Origin of the sequence: Natronoflexus pectinivorans (assembly GCF_004345615.1) — a bacterium.
In the GTDB taxonomy this organism is placed as follows: Bacteria; Bacteroidota; Bacteroidia; order Bacteroidales; family Marinilabiliaceae; genus Natronoflexus; species Natronoflexus pectinivorans.
Genome location: NZ_SLWK01000002.1, coordinates 485,619 through 505,450 on the forward strand (window position 1 = coordinate 485,619; position 19,832 = coordinate 505,450).

Genomic DNA, 19,832 nt, shown 5'->3' on the forward strand with positions numbered 1-19,832 from the left:
TTTATATTTAACCTTCGGGGTTGTATTTCTCTATTTCTCGGGCGATAATTGAAGCTGATGTGTTCAGAAGTTCTTCCAGCAATGCACTACCAGGTTTAAGTTCTTTCCGTGCATCAAATAATTCTTGTAAAGATCTGATGGATCTGCTGCTGGTATCAACGCGGTCAGATTCGTGGTCTTTATTGGCATCTCTCCAACTCCCGGGAACTAAATTTCTATGGTTTCCATCAAAATCAGCAAATTCAACCTGATCTCGTTCTTCCAGACTGATGGATTCGCTGATCAATATTTCACCAGTTTTAAAGTTAACAAGAGAAAACTCAATACCCAAATTTGCGATGCTTCTTCTTTCAATTTTGGTATAGCTTGTTTTGCTGTATTCAGTTATTTTTTCGGTTTCGCCTTCTTCATTTTCCACTTCTCGGGTATGCTGAAGGTATGCTCTCTGTGTGGTTCTGCGAACTGGGCTAGTCTGTTCATTCATCCTGGTTATTCTTCCCAAAAGAATATAATCTGTGTTAATGGAAATGCCTCTGCGATTGATATAGTCAATGGCTAAAAGAGGGTCGTTAAAATTCTGATTTTGAAATGCCGATGCCAATGCCGGCTCATTGATGAGCCGGTAGAAAGGACTCTCCAGCCGGTTTATGGAACCAATTGTTTTGGTTTGAAGTTCTCTGGCTTGTGGTCTGTGTTCTCTTTCAACGGCCATAAATGGTATCACCGTGATGTGCATCATGGCCTCTTTAAGTGCTTCTTCTCTGAGTTGTAACGCATTTTTATAATTGCCTGTGCTGGTAATGATGGAGTGAAAAGTATTGTAGGCATTTCGGTAAAGTCCGTTGGCCATAAACTCCAGCCCGTTGCGATAAACGGGCTCATAGGTTGCCGTTTTTATATGGTCGGCAGCATCTTTGTAACGGTTGTCAATGCTCAGAATTTCCTGAAAGATGGAACGTGCTGATGAGAAGTTTTCCAGGTCGATGGCTCTCAGGCCATCCTGGTATAAATCTTCAAGGTGGCTCTCTTTTGAATCATTGAAAAAAACCTGATAATCGGAATCAATGTCCAGTCTTACGCCCAAATTGGCTACCCGGGCTCTGTATGCTTCAACTTCCATAAAGGTGTTTACGGCTTCGGCGTGTTGGTTATTTCGGTGAAATGCCATGAAATCTCTCAACTTGTTGTCAACCATCAGCTGCCCCGTCCTCATTAGCCCCAAACGGGCATCAACATTGTTGCGGTTGGACGATAAAGCGCGCATGTAGCTGTCTGCGGCATCCTGAAATAAACCTGAGTTTTCAAGTTCCAGAGCCTGTTTAAGATGTCTTTTGGAACCACATCCGTAAATGGTTAACATCACCAGAAGCAGTGAGAGAAGTAAGGAGCCTGTTTTACAAGTAAAAATACGCATATGAAATGATTAAGTTTTGGTTGATTTAACTGATTCATTTTGTTTTTACGGTTTAATACAGAACCGATAATCCACATTATATACGAAAAAATCAGGGTTTGGTTTGAATTTTATTATTTTTGAATTTCAAAAATAATAATTTATGCTTCGAAAGGTACCCCATACTTATGTCATTGTCTTTTCCCTGATTCTAATTTCTGCAGTTGCAACCTGGTTTGTCCCAGGTGGAGAGTATGTTCCTTTTGTGGACGAACATGGTGTTGTTCAGGAGGGGATGCTGGTGTTTGAGTCCATAGATAACCAACCACAAACCTGGGAGGTTTTTGCGGCCATGTTTCAGGGCTTTGAGCGGCAAGCCGGAATTATAGTTTTCATTCTGATGATTGGCGGAGCATTCTGGATTCTTAACGAATCCAGAGCCATTGATGTAGGTATTCGCTCTTTCCTTAAATTTACCTCGCAGTTGGATAAATATCGCATCATGAGATGGCTGGGTACAGGGAACATCATCATCGTGTTCATCATGTTGATGTTCTCAGTTTTTGGGGCAGTTTTTGGTATGAGTGAAGAGACCATCGCATTTATTATCATTCTGGTGCCGTTAGCCATATCTTTAGGATATGACTCCCTTACCGGGGTAGGAATGGTTTTTGTGGCTGCGGGACTTGGTTTTGCCGGGGCGGTTCTCAATCCGTTTACCATCGGTATTGCACAGGGATTGGCTGGATTACCATTGTTCTCGGGGTTTGAATATCGCTTGTTTTGTTGGGTCGTCATCAACATCGTTGGAATCTCATTTATATTGTGGCATGCCAATCGTGTAAAGCGTCGTCCGGAAAATTCTCCGGTTTATGAAGAGGATGAGTATTGGCGTGAGCATATCCACATCAATGATGTGGATAATGATAAGCCTGTTACATATAAATCCTCCTGGATTACATGGGGTATTACCTTAATGACGTTGATTCTCTTTTCTTTTTCTCATCCAGAAACCACGCTTGTAATTGGTGGCGGTTCCGGTTTTACATGGTATTTTATTCCTTTAATTACCCTTCTTTTTGCAGTAACCGGGTACTTATCGCTAAAGGTTTCATCGCCGGTTTTTGTTTTAAACCTGCTGGCCTATACTATTGTTTTCCTCATTGTTGGGGTGATGGGGTATCATTGGTATATTATGGAAATAGCGGCTCTATTCTTTGCAATGGGAATTCTGTCAGGATTAGCGATGAATAAAACTGCAGATCAAATTACCAATCTTTTTCTCGACGGAGCAAGGGACATCATGGCGGCAGCTCTCATTGTCGGTTTGGCCGGTGGTATCATTGTTATTTTGGAGGAGGGACGAATCATTCACACAATACTACATGCCATGGCCGGTGGAATGAGTGATTTGGGAGATGTTGCTTCAGTGGGGGTTATGTATGTTATTCAAACTGTTATAAATGTTGTGATTCCCAGTGGTTCGGCAAAGGCTGCGCTTACCATGCCGATAATGGCACCGTTTAGTGATTTAATTGGATTATCCAGACAAGCCACAGTAATGGCTTTTCAGTTTGGCGATGGCTTTACAAACATGATTACACCCACCTCCGGTGTGTTAATCGGGGTGTTAGGAGTTGCAAAAATTCCTTATGTAAAATGGGCTAAATGGATTGCACCGCTGATCATTATTCTAGGAATTCTTGGTTTCTTGCTGCTAATTCCAACGGTAACCATGGATTTGAATGGCTTTTAAGGCTTTGTGAAATAACTTTTCCAATTAAGTACTGTTTATACCTTAACTCGAATTGATTCATTCATTTGAACACTTACATATTTGTGTTGTAATTATCTAAAATATAATCTTTTAGGAAACTCTTGCAATGACCGATCCTGTTGACGTAATTAAGTATTGTCCCAAATGCGGATCACCTGAATTTTTCCCCGATAATGAGAAGTCATTCACTTGTGGTGGTTGTGGATTTAATTTTTACGTAAACTCAGCAGCGGCAGTAGCAGCACTAATTTTTAACGAAAAGGGAGAACTTCTGTTAACGCGTCGGGCATTGAACCCAAATAAAGGGATGCTTGATTTGCCGGGCGGATTTGTAGATCCCGACGAAAAAGTTGAAGATGCGGTTATTCGGGAGATCAATGAAGAACTTAACCTGGAAGTTACTTCACTAAGGTATTTGGTTTCGTGGCCAAATCGGTATATTTTTTCAGGTTACACGGTTTTTACCATCGACCTTGGGTTTGTTTGTGAGGTGAAAACTTTTGATGGAATCGGATTTCATGATGATATTTCAGGTTACGAGTTCATTGCACCTCATAAAATAGATAACACACAAATATGCAGTGAATCTATCCGACAAATTATTGATTTCTATAGAAGGGATACTGGAAAGAAGTGATTATTTTTAGTAACTGTTTAAATTAAGTTTCTGAAGATTCTTATAGATTATAGATCTTTAGAATTTAGACAGATAGAACAGTTAATAAAGATGATTAGACACAACTGGTTTTCTATTTTGTCTTGTCTGTCGGTCTAAAATCTAGCATCTAAAAATCTATTTGTTTTACTCGATACAAATTTAAACAGTCTTTTAGTTGTCTTAAAAAATCTTGTCATGGAAAATGTCAATGGGTTTTGGAGGTTTAACGAAGAGTTTGACTATGGCCGTAAGGTTGGTGAGGTGCGGCTGTTTCAGGATGGAGAAGATATATCAGGTATTCTGGTTTTTAAGGAGTGGGATGAAAATAAAGATTTCATCATGGTGCGTTGTCATCTTGAAGGATCTTTAAAAGGGAATAAACTTGAATTCAAAGACCTTAAACCTACATTGTTATTTGGTAAGGAAGGTGATGAGTATCTGCCTGAAAACCGAGAGGGAGTCATCAATGAATTGGGTCAAATCGTTGGAAGCACCATTGATGCGGAGGGGATCTCTGGAATATTTGTGATGGAGCGTTACAAGTAGTATTTATAAAACTTGATGTTTTCTTTGATTTTTGCGTAATTCTTCTTAAATTAAGTAACAGTAAAGCGGGGTTTCCCGATGGCTTGACCCGGCTATGCAAATCATTGGTACAGCATAGTTGAAGTAAGTTGAACCCAAAACTGTTACATCATGAAACGAATTCTTTTATTGACGGATTTCTCGGAAACAGCAAGGAATGCATGTCGCTATGCATTAGAGATGTTTCAGAATCACAAAGTGCAGTTTCATCTGCTAAATGCTTTCGATGCAGAGTTCGGAGGGAGCCCATATGTGATGCAGGTTAAGGAAGAAATGGCCGAGGAAAGCATGCGTGGCCTAAAAAGAGAGCTCGCAGAATTGCACCGCGATTACCCAAATTCCCGAATAGAGCTTGCCAGTCGGTTTGGTCCTTTGGTTGATGTACTCATCAAGGAGAATCATGAAGATGGCATCGATCCTGAATTTATTGTTTTTGGTTGCAGGGGCGAAAGTGCAATTGAGAATTTCCTTCTGGGAAGCAATGCGTATGATGTCATCAAACATGTTCACAATCCCATGATGGCAGTGCCAAAGACAGCTCAATATCGGTCTCCTGATAAAGTTGTGTTTGCCACTGATTTCAAAACCATTGATCAGAAAATAGCAACTCCTGTTCTCGATCTGGTTACGATGTTCAACTCCGAGCTGCTTTTTGTTAATGCCATACAGGAAGAGGAGATAGACAGACTCTCCTCCGAAAAACGGGTAGCTTCCTTTTTTCCCGGCATAAAACTTAGCTTTCATTTTGTTGATGGTGATGATGTGTGCCGAAGTATATGTGATTTTACTGAAGAAAATGATGCTGAAATGGTCGTAATGGTTCGCCATAATTACAGTTTCTTTGAAAGGCTCTTTCATCCCAGTCTGACAAAAAAAATGGTCATGCATCCACAATTCCCGATGGTTATCCTACACGCCCGATAACTCTGAATTAAGTTTTCTTTTGCAAATAATTCAGATTAAATCTGATAATTGTTAGAATCAGGCTGCAAAAAATATCTTATTTTTGAAACTTTGTTTGTCCTGAACCAATTTTTAACCCTGTTATTCAACAGGGTTTTATTGATATTGTAATTGCAAAAGAAAATTCTAGTTATGAGTGAAACCAAGAAAGATGGATTCTTTAAAAGAGTCCTCGATAAAGTTGAGGTAATAGGTAACAAGCTACCACAGCCGGTAACTTTATTTGCCATGCTGATGGGAATTGTTCTTGTTCTATCATGGATATTTGGAGGAGGGATCCCCTGGCTGATAGAAGGAACTTCAGTATTGAAACCGGGAACCGGTGCTGATACAGGTGTTGCAGCGGAATACATCAAAGTTAAAAACCTGTTGACCAAAGATGGTTTACAACAGGTATTTACCAATATGGTAGATGTTTTTGCCACTTTCCCGCCTCTTGGGTTGGTGTTGGTTGTCATGTTGGGTATTGGTGTAGCTGAACACACTGGAATGATTGCTGTTGCCCTTAAGGTATTTGTATCAAAGGTTCCTAAATATTTAATAACTTTTTCAATAGTAGTTGCCGGTATGATCAGTTCGGTTGCTGCCGATGCTGGTTATGTGGTTCTGATTCCCATGGGGGGAGCCATCTTCTTAGGGATGGGTCGACATCCGCTCGCTGGGATTGCAGCTGCTTTTGCAGGAGTATCCGGAGGTTTTGGAGCGAATTTCCTGCCGACAGGACTGGACCCTATGATTGCAGCGTTTACCGAGCCTGCAGCGAATCTCATTGATCCTACATACACAGTAAACCCCCTTTCTAACTGGTATTTGATGGCTGCGTCCGTACCTCTTGTTGGTATTGCCGGAACATGGGTTACTGAGAAGATTCTGGTTCCACGTTTGGGATTATATACACCCGAGGAAGGATTGGATCTTGAGGAGCAAACCAATCATGTCACCCGAGAAGAGAAAAAAGCTTTGATGTGGTCCATGATTTCAGTGCTTGCCCTGATTGGTCTGGTTGTACTGGCCATTGCTCCCGCAAACGGATTGTTGCGAGGAGACTTTGATGAGGTTTTAGGTACAAACAGTTTTCAGCCATTTTACAGTTCTTTGGTGCCAATCATGTTCATCATTTTTTTTGTGGCTGGTTTGGTGTATGGCATTGTAGCCAAAACCATTAAAAGCGACAAAGATGTTTCTGATATGACGGCCAAATCCATGTCCACTATGGGATTGTACATTGTGATTGCCTTTGTTGCGGCTCAGTTTGTTGCTTATTTCAACTGGTCAAATCTGGGAAGTGTACTGGCGGTGAAAGGATCTGATGGACTACAGGCCATAGGTTTTACAGGAATTCCCCTGTTGGTTGGCTTTATCCTTATATCATCGTTGGTTAACCTTGTGATGGGAAGTGCTTCAGCTAAATGGGCACTGTTGGCACCAATCTTTGTCCCCATGCTCATGTTGATGGGTTACTCTCCTGAAACCACCCAGGCGGCCTACCGTATTGGTGATTCTTATTCCAATATTCTCACTCCTTTGTTACCTTACTTCCCGCTTGTGATTGTTTTTGCACAGAAGTATGTTAAAAATGTGGGAATCGGAACGCTTATTTCAATGATGTTGCCTTATGCCATCGCATTTATGGTTGTAAGGATACCGATGTTCGTAGCCTGGATCATGCTTAACTTACCGTTGGGTATTCAAGGTCCTATCTATTATAATCCCTGATTTTTTTAAAAAACAAAGTCAGCAGATTGTTGTAATCTATGCATTGACTTATTAAACCAAACAAACAGTCCTGCTCCTTATTTGGAGCAGGACTGTTTGTTTTATTACTGTTTCATAATGTTTCTGTCAACTATTCTTTTTAAATTTGTTAATGTTGAAATTTTCAATCTTTTATTGTGATGCACCATTAAATTGTCAAGGTTAAATGAAGATATTTCCTGTAAAATCCATAGCTGAAATAGATCAATATACCATCGAGAACGAACCGATTCTATCTATAAATTTAATGGAGAGAGCATCTCGTCGGCTATTTGATGTGTTAGATCCGATATATCGGAATCGTCCTTTTGTGGTTGTTGCAGGAGCAGGTAATAACGGTGGAGATGCTTTGGCTCTCTCAAGAATGTTGCTTTTGGCCGGGTATGATACAACCATTGTTTTACTAAAGTCGGATTGTTTATCGACCGACACAGCATTAAATCTAGAGAGATTAAAGCACATTCGGCAATCTAAAGTTATTTTGTACCAATCCGTAGAGGATTTACCAAGCATAACATCAAATCATGTGATTGTTGATGGCCTTTTTGGGTCAGGTTTAAACCGCCCATTAGAAGGAAAAGCATTGGAATTGGTGCAATGGATGAATGAATTGAATGTTGAGATTGTATCAATTGATATTCCCTCAGGATTGATGGGTGAAGATAATTCCGGTAACAACCCGGAAGGCATAGTAAAAGCCCGCAGGACTTTTACGTTTCAATTTCCAAAACTATCATTTCTTTTCCCTGAAAACCATAAATATACCGGGCAATGGGAGATTATAGATATTGGGTTGCATCCAGAAAAAATCTCAGAAATTACCACTTCATGGTATTTCATTGATAGGGACATTTGCAGGAACCTTCTTCCACAGCGAAGTTGTTTCGACCACAAAGGAACCATGGGGCATACTTTGTTGATTGCCGGAAGCTATGGGAAAATGGGCGCTGCTGTGTTATCAGCGCGTGCCTGTCTCAAATCCGGAACTGGCCTTCTGACTGTTCAGGTGCCGCACGACACTTGTCAAATCATGCATGCAGCTGTGCCGGAAGCCATGGTCAATATTGACCGTTCTGACTTAATGTTTACGGAATTTCCTAATCTGTCCACATTTTCTGCAATAGGTGTTGGCCCCGGCATAGGCATCCGATCCAATGCCGTAAAAGCATTGGATGCGCTTTTGGATTCCATAGGAGATCGCCCGTTGATTTTGGATGCAGATGCCATCAACATCATTGCTCAAAATCCACATATGAAAGAGAAACTCCCGCCTGGTGCTATTTTAACTCCACATCCGGGAGAATTTAAGCGTTTGGTAGGGGAGTGGGACAACGATTTTGAACGTCTGGAAAAGGCAAAGGAGTTTGCAGCACAACATAAGGTTATTCTGGTTCTAAAGGGAGCCTATACAACTGTGGTGCTGCCATCGGGTGTTTGCTACTTTAACTCAACGGGAAATCCAGGGATGGCAACGGCAGGAAGCGGAGATGTACTCACAGGCATAATTCTTGCTATGTTGGGACGGAAGATGGATGCCTGGAAAGCTGCTGTGGCCGGGGTATATATTCATGGCCTCGCCGGAGATATTGCCTGCGAGACAGAAGGTGAAGAGGCTTTAATTGCGTCAGACATCATAAGTTCACTTGGAAAAGCGTTTATAAATACAAAGTAATTGGTTTTTACCCTAAAACAATTTAACTATTTTCAAATGAAACAGATAGGATTATTTTTATTGATAGCTATACTTTTTGGTGGTTGTTCATCCAAAGAGACTCTAACCCGTGGAAGTGTAGAACAAGTCAACAGTGATTACCCAACCGGACACGGATTATGGTATTATTTACCGGAAACGGTCATACAAGTTGAAATAATTGCAGAAAAAACGGTTGCCCGTTCGGGGCCTTTTTTCCGGTTTTCCCAGAGGTTTTTGAATGTTTCGGATGTGATTACCGAGAACAAGGAAGAGTGGCGCATTGTTGGAGCTAAAGTAACCACAGTTGGCCGGCCTGATAAAACACGGTTGTTTAGGGTTGAATCCAGCGGTAATCCTTCGGTTACCGCTTTAACTCTTTCTGAAAATGGTGTGTTACATGGAATAAATCTGCCATTTATTCCTGAGGTCACTACCGGAGTTGCAAAATCTGATCAACCTGTTATTAGTCTGGCAGATATTAATTTTAACGATGTACCTTTTACCGAGGAGCAATTGATTAGAACCAGCAGTACTGCCATGGCCGAGGAGGTGGCAAGGGAAATTTACAGACTGCGTGAAATGCGTTCAAATATCCTTGAAGGGGATGTCGATTTGTTGCCGCCCGATGAGGGTTCTTATGCCATTGTCATGGCGGAAATTGACCGCAAGGAACAGGCATATTTGGAGCTGTTTACCGGAAGAACCAGAACTCAACAGGTAAGTCGGGTGTATGAATTTGTTCCCAGACCTGGCAAGACTTTAAATACTGTTCTTTTGCGTTTCTCTCATCAGAACGGATTTCTTGATTCGATGGATGTGAGCGGAACTCCGGTTTACATAGAAGTTGATGTTCATGAGCAGGCCGCTTATAATTTTTTAAATGATGAACATGACAAAAGTCCAAACCGGCGCGGGATGGTTTATTGTTATCCCGTTGAAGCAGTTGTAAGGATCATCGACAGAACCCTTTTGCTTAACGAGCAAAAGGTGAATCTGGCTCAGTTTGGCCAATTGGTGCGCATGCCGGCCGATCTATTGGATGCAACCAATGTGGTTGTTGAGATGGACGAAAGAACTGGTGCTGTAAAGAGAATCTCTTACAAATAGTAAATGGAGTAGGGGCTGTCTTTGAATTCCAGGAAGTAAATTCAACCCCCGTCTTAACTCGATGAGGTAATCAACCACATAAAAATATACGATATGACACATTCTTTGAAATCTCTTAAACCAACAAAACTGTGGGAGCAATTCCATCACCTGACCACCATTCCACGTCCATCCAAAAAAGAGGAAAAGGTGGTGGAGTATGTGAAGAATTTCGGGGAACAACTGGGTTTGGAGACCATTGTTGATGAGGTTGGAAATGTGATCATCCGAAAACCTGCTACCGCAGGGTTTGAAGATCGTAAGGGTGTGATTCTTCAATCACATCTTGATATGGTTCCGCAAAAAAACAGTGATAACAACCATAATTTTGAAACCGATCCCATTGAAACTTATATCGAGGATGGATGGGTAAAAGCCCGGGGAACAACCCTTGGAGCAGATAATGGCATTGGAGTGGCAGCTGTTTTGGCAGTTTTAGCTTCTGATGATTTACAACACGGACCTGTGGAGGGGTTATTTACCATAGATGAAGAGGCCGGGATGACTGGTGCTCATCGTTTAAAACCAGGTCTTTTGAATGGTGAAGTACTTCTAAACCTTGATTCGGAAGATGAGGGTGAATTGTATGTAGGGTGTGCTGGTGGAACCAATGCCAATATGATTTTCTCTTTCAGGGAAGAGCCTGTGCCAGATGATCACGTTGCATTTAAAATCTCACTGACAGGTTTGAAAGGAGGTCATTCCGGACTGGATATAAACCGGGGACGTGCAAATGCCAACAAATTGCTGTTCAGGTTTATCAAACATGCTGTTATACACCTGGGGGCTAGATTGGCCGACGTTGACGGAGGCAGTCTTCGCAACGCGATTCCTCGCGAGGCATTTGCTGTTTTAACCGTGCCAAAGGAGGAAGTAGTGGGTTTTGTTGAAGAAATCCACAGTTTTGAAGTTAAGTTTTGTCAGGAATACAGTACTGCCGAGCCGGATCTCTCATTTAAAGTTGAGGAAACAAATATCCCGGCCTTTGTCATGGAGGAGATTGTTCAGGACGATTTAATCAATGCCATACAGGCCTGCCCGAATGGGGTGATTAGAATGAGTGCCGATATGGAGGGATTGGTGGAAACTTCTTTGAATCTGGCAATTGTAAAAACAGAGGGGCATGAGGTAAAAGCCCTTGCTTTGTTGCGCAGTTCAGTGGAGAGTTCCAAAGAGGATTTGGAATCTTCATTGGAGAGTTTGTTTCGCTTGGCCGGAGCCGAAATTTGGTTCGATGGTCATTATCCGGGTTGGAAACCCAATATGCAAAGCGGTATTTTAAAAACTATGCAGGAGGTTTATAATCAAAAATGGGGAGTAACCCCTGAAATTAAAGCCATTCATGCCGGTTTGGAGTGCGGGATTTTGGGAAGTGCTTATCCACATTGGGATATGATATCTTTTGGCCCTACCATCCGATTCCCCCATTCACCCGATGAAAAGGTTGATATTGCAAGTGTTGAACAGTTCTGGGAGTACCTAGCTGCAACGTTGAAGGAAGCTGGTAAATAAGTCATAAATTTTAATATTCTATGCAAAAAACATTACGCGATTCGGCTGCATTGAGGTGGCTGGTATTGATTCTGATTAGCAGTCTTCTGTTTTCAACTTATTGGTTTTACGATTTTTACGGTGGCATAAAAGGTCTAATGGAGCGTGGGATGGGAATCTCAAGTGAGGAGTATGGCCGCATTATGTCATCAACCACATACGCTAATGTAGTTGGGATGATTATTCTGGGTGGAATCATCCTCGACCGCTGGGGAATTCGTTTGGCCGGACTGGTCTTTGGCGGGTTATCATTTTTAGGTGCAATAATCTCTGCCGCTGCTGTGGCCGGCTGGTTTGGCGATGATAAGTCAACCATGCTCATATGGTCTATAGTTGGCCGTATTATTTTTGGAATTGGAATGGAGGTGGTGTGTGTCATGGTGACCCGAACCATTGTGAAATGGTTCATGGGTTATGAAATGGCACTGGCCATGGCCTTAAATATCGGATTTGGCCGTTTGGGAACGGCCATGGGAATGGCCGTGGCTCCTGATTTAGCAGCTGGAGGATTCATTAGCCCCGCATTCAGTTTTGCCGCCATCCTTATTGGTATATCGCTGGTGTTTTTTATCATCTATATCTTTTTCGATATAAAAATTGATAAGCAGCGTGCCGAATCAGGAATCGTAACGGAGGAAGAGGTTGATGAGGAGAAGTTTCGGTTTGCAGATTTCAAAAAACTGATTACGAACCGTTCGTTTATATACATTGCTCTGTTGTGTATGGTGTTTTATTCGGCAGTGTTCCCTCTTTTGGCTTATGCACCGGATTTATTGGTTAATAAATACGGTTTCTCCTATGAAATGGGGTCTGATGGTGAATTTTTGATATTTGGAAGTGCCATACTTGGCACGGCTTTCATATTTGTGTTGTTGCTCATTTTCGGACTTAGTTTCTCAATGGTTCCCCGAGCATTTAAAAGCAATACACATAAGTTGCTGAGTTTTCTCGTAATTTCTACGCTATTTCTAGGGTATGTATATGTTCTGCGTGATGTCTTTTCCGAATGGCTTTTAAACGGCCCCAAAACGGCATCACTTATTCCCATGGGAACCATCTTGTTTACACCGATTTTCGGAAGCATTGTTGATAAAAAGGGAAAAGCTGCCACTCTTATGATGATTGGATCTGCTTTGCTTGTTTTCGCATACCTTTCCCTGTCGGTGTTTAATCATGTATATCTTGGTTATCTGGGATTAATTAGCCTTGGAATTGCCTTTTCATTGGTTCCGGCCGCCATGTGGCCTGCTGTTGCCCGAATTGTTGCCGAAAACCGGTTAGGAACTGCGTACGGCACCATGTTCACCTTTCAAAATTGGGGACTCGCAGCATTTTTCTGGGGGATTGGTGCTCTTCTGGATTTTGTAAATCGATACCGATTAGCAGACATTGAAGCCGGATTGACCAATTATGATTACACCATACCTGTTCTGATGCTGGCTTTACTGGGAGTGATTTCAGCCTGGTTAGCATATAAACTGAAACAAGCGGATAAATTGCAAGGTTACGGACTTGAAAACCCCCATACATCAAACTAAGAGTTGAAGAATTCCTGGAGACATATTCGCACCATATTAAAGTATGTTTGGAACAGTTCACCAGGGTGGACTGTTCTGAACATACTTCTGGTATTGGTTCGAGGAGTTTTACCATTGCTTCTGCTCTATTTGGTTAAACTCCTCGTGGACGAAATCCAAATCATTGCTACATTGCCTCTGGATGAACGGGATTTTAGTCTTCTATTAACGGTTTTGATTGCTGCGGGTGTCATTTTTCTAATCAATGCGTTGACTGCATCTTTGGGTTTATTGGTGAGAGAAAAACAATCGTATGTTATTTCTGATTTTTTCGATAACCTGATTCACGATAAAACAACCAGCCTGGAGTACGGTTATTTTGAACATCCCGAATATCAGAGCATTTTCTATCGGGCACTCAATGAGGCATCTTTTCGCCCTTCTCGTATTTTTTATGGCGTGCTGGGGGTTGTTCAGAATTTTATTACCATTCTGGTAATGGGTGGCGTATTGCTAATGGTGCATTGGTCGGTTTCTGTAATCCTGTTATTGATTACAGTTCCTGTTTCCTGGATTCGCTTAAAACATGCAAGAGACCTGTTCAGGTTTAAAAAAGCTAACACGCTTCTAGAGCGGGAGGTCAATTATTACAACCGTTTAATTACAGCTCCGGAATTTGCAAAAGAGGTCAGAGCCTTTGATTTGAGCGGTTTGTTTCGACGTCGGTTTTTTAACAGGAAAAGAAAATGGAGGCAAACTCAATTTTCGATGCTGGTGAGTAAAACACGTCGGGAAATAGTTGTGCAACTTCTGGCTGCGACCTGTTTCTTTCTGGTTTATGGTTTAATTGCCTGGAAAGCCTTTGAAGGTCAGATTTCCATTGGGGAGGTGGTCTTATATTTTCTGGCCATGCAAAGAGGCTATGCCTATTTGCAGGATTTTCTTGGCCGGTCATCTGCTTTATATCAGGATTCTCTATTCCTCAATAATCTCTTTGAATTTATTGATTTGAGAGAGGTTTCAAAACCTGTTGTAAGTGAAGAGTCCCTCTCTTTTCCATCACCTGTAAATAATGGGTTCGAGTTTCGGAACACAGGATTTCATTACCCATCCAATAATCGTTGGATTCTTCGAAACCTGAATTTTAAAATTTTGCCGGGCGAAACCGTTGCCCTTGTTGGAGCCAACGGTACCGGAAAATCAACCATCGTGAAACTTTTGTGCAGTCTTTATCAGCCTGTGGAAGGGGAGATATTGGTGGATAATATTCCCTTGAACAAAATAGCAAATTCCGAGCGAGTGGCTAACATCAGCGTTATTTTTCAGGATTTTATCCTGTATAATGTAACGGCACGAGAGAATATCTGGTTTGGTGACGCACAGAAACCTGCCGATGATGAACTGATAAAACAGGCTGCTAATCGAGCCGGAATCAACAACGTGATTGAGGGTTTCGAGAAGGGGTATAACACGACCTTAGGCACTGTTTTTGAAGGGAGTGAGCAGATGAGCCCGGGGCAGTGGCAACGACTTGCGTTGGCGCGATCATTCTACAACAATTCTCAACTCATCATTCTTGATGAACCCACCAGTTCGCTGGATGCCTTTTCTGAGGCTAAATTATTAAAATACATTCGTTCGGTTACAGAAAACCGCACGGCGTTAATTATTTCTCACCGATTATCAACCATCCGGATGGCCGATCGTGTGGTTGTTCTGGAGGGAGAGCAAGTCACCGAAACAGGTTCTTATGAAGAGCTCATGAGCAAAAACGGCTCATTCAAAAAAATGGTGGATGCTCTATCTGATTCGTTTATTTGAGGTTGGAAGGTTGAAGTTCAAGGTTCAAGGGTGACAAGGTTGTTAGGGCATTAGGTTGAAAAGTTTGAGTTTGTAGTTTTGAGTTCAAGGTTTAAGGTTCAAAGTTTCGCAGCGTAGCGAAATCCCGAGAATCGGGATAAGGTATAAGATTGATAAGAAAGCTGAAAGGTTTTGTTTGAGTTTCATTGAACTTCAAACATTAAACATCAAACTTCGAACACTAATCTTATCCTGTTTGCATTGCACACCTATGGCGGCGTTACCTATCGTTCCAAAAGCACTCTGCAATTGACATACTCCTGTCTTTAGTTTCCCGTCTCCATCTCACCCTGTCACCCTTCTACCATAAACCATCCAACCAAAAATTCCGATAAAATAAACTCCTGTATACCCTATGCGGAAAAATCAGATTTGAATTTCATCATCAGATGCTAGAGTACTGTACCTGTAAGCCGCTTTGTTCATTCTATCCATGATGGCTAAACCAATTCCTTCCGTCTTAACTTTTAGCGCATAAATCTGTTCGACTTCGGGATCAGATTCCAGTTCATGCAATACAGTGAACATGTTTGAAGCAGCCTCAAGTAAATCCCCTTTATCGGAGAGCAATCGAATTCGCTGCTCGACTCCTTCTGGCAGCTCGCGTGGTTCAAAAAGCATTAATCGCACATACTCCGGAATTTCATCGGGCATTTCATCCAATAAATAGAGAGGCTTTCGAGGAGAGTAGTGACTCTTTAATTGTCCGGGTGCCTGAATATGGTCTTCCGTACTGGATATCGATACATTGGCATCGGGAAAATCAGATTTAATCTGTTCCGGAGTAATGGCTCCATGTCGCAATACCTCAATGTTGTTACCATTTACTGATACAATGGTAGACTCAATTCCATAGTTGGTTTTGCCGCCTTCCACTAAATAATCAATTGTAGTGAGTTGTTCTCTTACATGTTCAGGTTCGGTTGGGCTCAACCGTCCAAATAAATTGGCGCTGGGGGCAGCCACCGGCACGCCTGCTTGTTTAATTAGTTTAAGCGCAACAGGATGTTTCGGCATTCTGACAGCCACAGTTTTAAGTCCCGCAGTAACAATAGCCGGGACTTTCCTTGTTTTTGGAGCCACAATTGTAAACGGTCCAGGCCAGTATTTTTCTGCTAAACGCATAATCAATTCTGGTACAGGAGATTTGAATACGGAATCCAGTTGCTCTGTGGAAGAGATGTGTAGAATTAACGGATCGAAAGATGGTCGTTTTTTTGCTTCAAAGATTTTTGCTACTGCTTTAGCATCAAATCCATTTGCTCCCAACCCGTAAACTGTTTCGGTAGGAAAGGCAACCAATTTACCCTCCCTGATTAATTTTGAAGCAAAGATGATGTCTTTTCCTGATTTAATCATTAAACATCAACTTAAAAATAAAGAAAACTTTGTTTGAACTTTTCTGAAATCCCCAAATTAAATCTCTTTGTTGGGATCTGTACTGAATTCAAAACCTTTTTTTTGAATCTCATTTGATACCTCATTGTTAATATTGAAATCCCTATTCCCGTTTGAGTTATTTACTTCGACTTAAACAAGACGAGGGGATATCACAGGCAGAATGGCCAGCTCCTGAGAGCTGGCCAATTAACCTGTTAATGATAAATAATTTAATCATTAATTATTACTTGTTCTTTTTAAGAAAAGCGTATTTGTACTCCATTGGAAGCAATTCATTGTAACGCTCAACGGAAGCACCTTCCAAACAAGCCTCAATAATTTTTCTTCCAAGTGGTAGCAACTCAGGCTGCAAATATTGCTGAAGTTCTTGTTTGAAGAAATCATACAACATTTCGGCACCTTTATCATAACCTTCAACACCAACCTCAGGCTGTTTGTAAACCTTAAGGAAACGTGAAGGAATTTTATTTCCTTCAAGAGTCAGGTAGTTTAACTCATAACCTAACAGCGGGCAACGAGCGGCCTGGTATTGATCCTGAACGAATTTTGCATTTCCACGACGGGTAAGATACTCACGCATCAGCAACTGAGGTTTGAAATCAACTTTCCAAACACCAATGTGCTGGTTTGGAGCAATGGTGTAACGAACTCTTGGTGTACTGATTATTTGCTCCAGAAGCAAGTTAGCCTGGGCAACACGCTTTCCAGTGGCAAAAGGCCAGTATGAACCTACACCTTCACTTGACATTTTGTCGGTTCCAACAATACTTGGATTTGCATGTCCGCGTGGACTAACCAAGCGCCACAACCATGCTAGTGCCGGAGGAAGAATATGGAATAATCCGAAGATCCCGTAATTGGGGTTTTCAAGAGAAGAAGGCGGAGTACGTACTCCAAAACTACGAATATCTACAGTAACATTTTTGTTTACTGCGTTACCAACAATATGACGAGGTAAGATAACCCTTGGGTTTGGACACTTTTTGCCGGGCTCATCTTCAATATGATTCCAAATCATTGCGGTACCATTTGGATTGGTATCAATGTTCAGGAACAATACTGGCTCAGGTGGATTCAATGTAAGTTTTTCCAATACAGGATCATCACCATAACTATGAACGCCATCCACACGAATAAACCAAGCTTGCTCAGCATCAGCCACGGTTAGTTTTCCGTTACCTTTTTGGTATGATGGGTGGCACAATGCCATATCATCGGTAACCGGAGCAAAAGTACAGAAAAGAGGAATGTTAATCATACGCTCTTCACCAGTAATAGTATTTCGACCGATCATAACCTGTCCGTCTGGTTCGCGTGGAACCATCTGTAACATTTCACTCTTTCCACCTCCACTGGCTCCTTCGTGCATAAATGTGGTGGTATTGTCATAAGGGTTGGTAGCCTGAACTGTAGAACAGTGAGCAGTTACCCATCCTTCGGCTTCTCCACGGGTAATTAATACACCATAAAGACCTTTTTTCGCACTTGGCCCAGGATATAAGTTGTATGAGAACAACTCATGAATATCATCTAAACGATTGTGAATAACCCGCTGTTTCCCTTCAAAATGAGTGTGACGGAACGGAGGAGCTACATAAATAGCAGAGTCCAAACGGAATCCCTTTGGAAGGTCGTTCATAGGAAGAATCTTCTGAAGGAAAGCCAAACCTAAAGCAAAGAAACCTGCATTGGCCGGAGCAATGGCGATTCCACCAATTCCTACCGGATAGTTACCTGCATAGTACATAAATACTGCAAGCTCTTGTCCTTTTAGCCATTCAAATGTATCCTTACGAAGATCTTCAAATTCGTATCCATAAACATCCTTAAATTTCTTTTTATCAGATGGTTTGTCATCTGCAATTAACATGGTACCCGGGTCACGACGACGCATATAGGACTCAGTGTAATTTGCAGAGATTCCGTTTGATACACGATGTACAACAGCCTCTGTGTATTCTCCTTTTCCGGGAACATCATATTTCACCTCGAATGAAGAATTACCAGCTCCACCTACTGATGCATCCACCAACTCATCGGTTGTGTTGAAGTAATGCACTTTGGGAGCATTAACCAAAAGGTCTTTGATTTGCGCAGGTATTTTCACACCTTGCTTTTCGAGTTCTTTTAACATGCTCATTTTATTATATTTATTAATTACTATTGTTATTCTCTATCACACAAAGTTAAAAAAAAATGACATTTATCTCTAATTTAGAACACAGATATTGTGATCTGTCTGTCAATAAAATCAGGACTTAGAAGTAAGGAGGGGTTATCACCCAAAGAACCTCTGCCATTGAACTACCAGAATTAACAACTTCTCTTCTTTTTTGGGAATTGGTATATAAACTATCTCCCTTTTTCATTGCATATGTCTGGTCATCCACAAAAAATGTCACTTCTCCGGCAACTATGTAACTGAATTCCTGACCAGAATGCTTTTTCATCCAATCTCCTGAAGATGCACCCTTCTCAAGAACCACCTGGTATGCTCCCATGATTCGTCCCTCTTCCCTGTGAGTCAACATATAAAGAGCTGCTCCTGTTTCGTTTTTATCAACCAGAACTTTATCCTGATCAGGCACAATCGGTGCAGGTGCTGCCATTTCATTTTCGCCAATTAATTCGCCAACAGTCGACCCAATTGCATTTGCCACCGATTTTAAGGTAATAATGGAAGGAAATGCTTTGGCATTTTCGATTTGCGACAAAGCACTGGAACTAATGCCAGCCAATCGGGCTACCTCTCCTAAGGGCATCCCAAGCAATTCTCTTTTCTTTTTAATGCGGCTTCCTAACCTCTTCATTAATTTTATTATAAAACACCAAATTAACAATGTCCTTCTTTCCCGATACAAACATATAAATTAAACTGCACTTAATTTGTTAATCATTACTTAATAAAACTTAAAAAGCAAAAGGGAATATGGGGATCGGAAACCGCAGACCGGAAAGTGGATACAGGGTTTATGGTGGGATGGTGACAGGGTGGAAAGGAGAAAGGGTGAGCGGAGACCGGAAATTGAATGCAATGAAATTGCGATAGGTTTTTAGGTTAAGAGGTCGATAGGCTGATGAAAATCAGAGACCTGAGCATGCCAATTGCAGAGTGCTTTTGGAACGATAGGTAACGCGGCCATAGGAGGCAGTTTAACCACATAAGGCACATAAGTTTTTTTAACCACAATGGGCACTAGAAACCTTTGTGAGCGTTGTGCAATCCATAGTGACCTTTGTGGTTCCTCTTTCCTATTTTAAACCACGATGGGTACAAAGCTTTTCACAATGGACACAAAGAAAAGAATGTTGATATAATAATCATAGTGAACATTGTGTATCCTTGGTGAACTCCGTGGTTAGGTTATACCATATAAGGCATATAAGATAGGGTTTAGGGTTTAGAGTTTAGGGTTTAGAGTTTGAAAGGAACTGAACTGTCTTTTCATAATAGAGGTTGACAAGATTTTACAAGATCCAACTACCTGTTGAAAACTTTAATTATCTACCTTAATTTTTATTTCAATATTTAC

Annotated in this window: 14 protein-coding genes; 10 read left to right on the top strand and 4 right to left on the bottom strand. The window is 41.4% G+C overall.

Features of this window, described 5'->3' with window-relative positions; genetic code table 11:
• Positions 1–7: 7 nt before the first annotated feature.
• Positions 8–1,414 (bottom strand): hypothetical protein, encoded by a 1,407-nt coding sequence (locus EV194_RS05225; protein WP_132432775.1) that lies wholly within the window; start codon positions 1,412–1,414, stop codon positions 8–10.
• A 142-nt stretch (positions 1,415–1,556) separates the two neighbouring features.
• On the opposite strand from EV194_RS05225, the gene EV194_RS05230 reads away from it, so the two are divergent.
• The 10 genes from EV194_RS05230 to EV194_RS05275 all read left to right on the top strand — a co-directional run bounded on the left by EV194_RS05230 (position 1,557) and on the right by EV194_RS05275 (position 14,859).
• Positions 1,557–3,149 (top strand): YfcC family protein, encoded by a 1,593-nt coding sequence (locus tag EV194_RS05230; protein WP_132432777.1) that lies wholly within the window; start codon positions 1,557–1,559, stop codon positions 3,147–3,149.
• Between the two features lie 127 nt (positions 3,150–3,276).
• Positions 3,277–3,807: an NUDIX domain-containing protein gene (locus EV194_RS05235; protein WP_132432779.1), complete on the top strand. Its 531-nt coding sequence runs from the start codon at positions 3,277–3,279 to the stop codon at positions 3,805–3,807.
• 216 nt (positions 3,808–4,023) lie between these two features.
• Positions 4,024–4,374 (top strand): hypothetical protein, encoded by a 351-nt coding sequence (locus EV194_RS05240; RefSeq protein WP_132432781.1) that lies wholly within the window; start codon positions 4,024–4,026, stop codon positions 4,372–4,374.
• Positions 4,375–4,524: 150 nt separating this feature from the next.
• Positions 4,525–5,337 carry a universal stress protein gene (locus EV194_RS05245; RefSeq protein WP_132432783.1) on the top strand — a complete coding sequence of 271 codons (813 nt, stop codon included), beginning with the start codon at positions 4,525–4,527 and terminating at the stop codon, positions 5,335–5,337.
• 171 nt (positions 5,338–5,508) lie between these two features.
• Complete coding sequence (locus EV194_RS05250) at positions 5,509–7,092, top strand: AbgT family transporter (RefSeq protein ID WP_132432785.1); 1,584 nt, start codon at positions 5,509–5,511, stop codon at positions 7,090–7,092.
• Positions 7,093–7,297: 205 nt separating this feature from the next.
• A complete protein-coding gene (locus tag EV194_RS05255; protein WP_132432787.1) occupies positions 7,298–8,803 on the top strand; it encodes an NAD(P)H-hydrate dehydratase in 1,506 nt (501 codons plus the stop codon).
• 36 nt (positions 8,804–8,839) lie between these two features.
• Positions 8,840–9,931: a DUF4831 family protein gene (locus EV194_RS05260; RefSeq protein WP_132432789.1), complete on the top strand. Its 1,092-nt coding sequence runs from the start codon at positions 8,840–8,842 to the stop codon at positions 9,929–9,931.
• Between the two features lie 93 nt (positions 9,932–10,024).
• On the top strand, positions 10,025–11,482 hold the full coding sequence (locus tag EV194_RS05265; RefSeq protein ID WP_132432791.1) for an aminoacyl-histidine dipeptidase: 1,458 nt from the start codon (positions 10,025–10,027) through the stop codon (positions 11,480–11,482).
• Between the two features lie 20 nt (positions 11,483–11,502).
• On the top strand, positions 11,503–13,059 hold the full coding sequence (locus tag EV194_RS05270) for an MFS transporter (protein ID WP_132432793.1): 1,557 nt from the start codon (positions 11,503–11,505) through the stop codon (positions 13,057–13,059).
• Between the two features lie 3 nt (positions 13,060–13,062).
• Positions 13,063–14,859 (top strand): ABC transporter ATP-binding protein, encoded by a 1,797-nt coding sequence (locus EV194_RS05275; protein WP_243699336.1) that lies wholly within the window; start codon positions 13,063–13,065, stop codon positions 14,857–14,859.
• A gap of 405 nt (positions 14,860–15,264) precedes the next feature.
• On the opposite strand, the gene EV194_RS05280 is transcribed toward EV194_RS05275, so the two are convergent.
• From EV194_RS05280 to EV194_RS05290, 3 genes are all read right to left on the bottom strand, one after another.
• A complete protein-coding gene (locus tag EV194_RS05280; RefSeq protein WP_132432795.1) occupies positions 15,265–16,257 on the bottom strand; it encodes an L-threonylcarbamoyladenylate synthase in 993 nt (330 codons plus the stop codon).
• 265 nt (positions 16,258–16,522) lie between these two features.
• On the bottom strand, positions 16,523–18,439 hold the full coding sequence (locus EV194_RS05285) for a DUF4914 family protein (RefSeq protein ID WP_207915915.1): 1,917 nt from the start codon (positions 18,437–18,439) through the stop codon (positions 16,523–16,525).
• A gap of 118 nt (positions 18,440–18,557) precedes the next feature.
• Positions 18,558–19,109, bottom strand: coding sequence for a helix-turn-helix domain-containing protein (locus EV194_RS05290; RefSeq protein WP_132432797.1), 552 nt, complete (start codon positions 19,107–19,109; stop codon positions 18,558–18,560).
• Positions 19,110–19,832 lie beyond the last annotated feature (723 nt).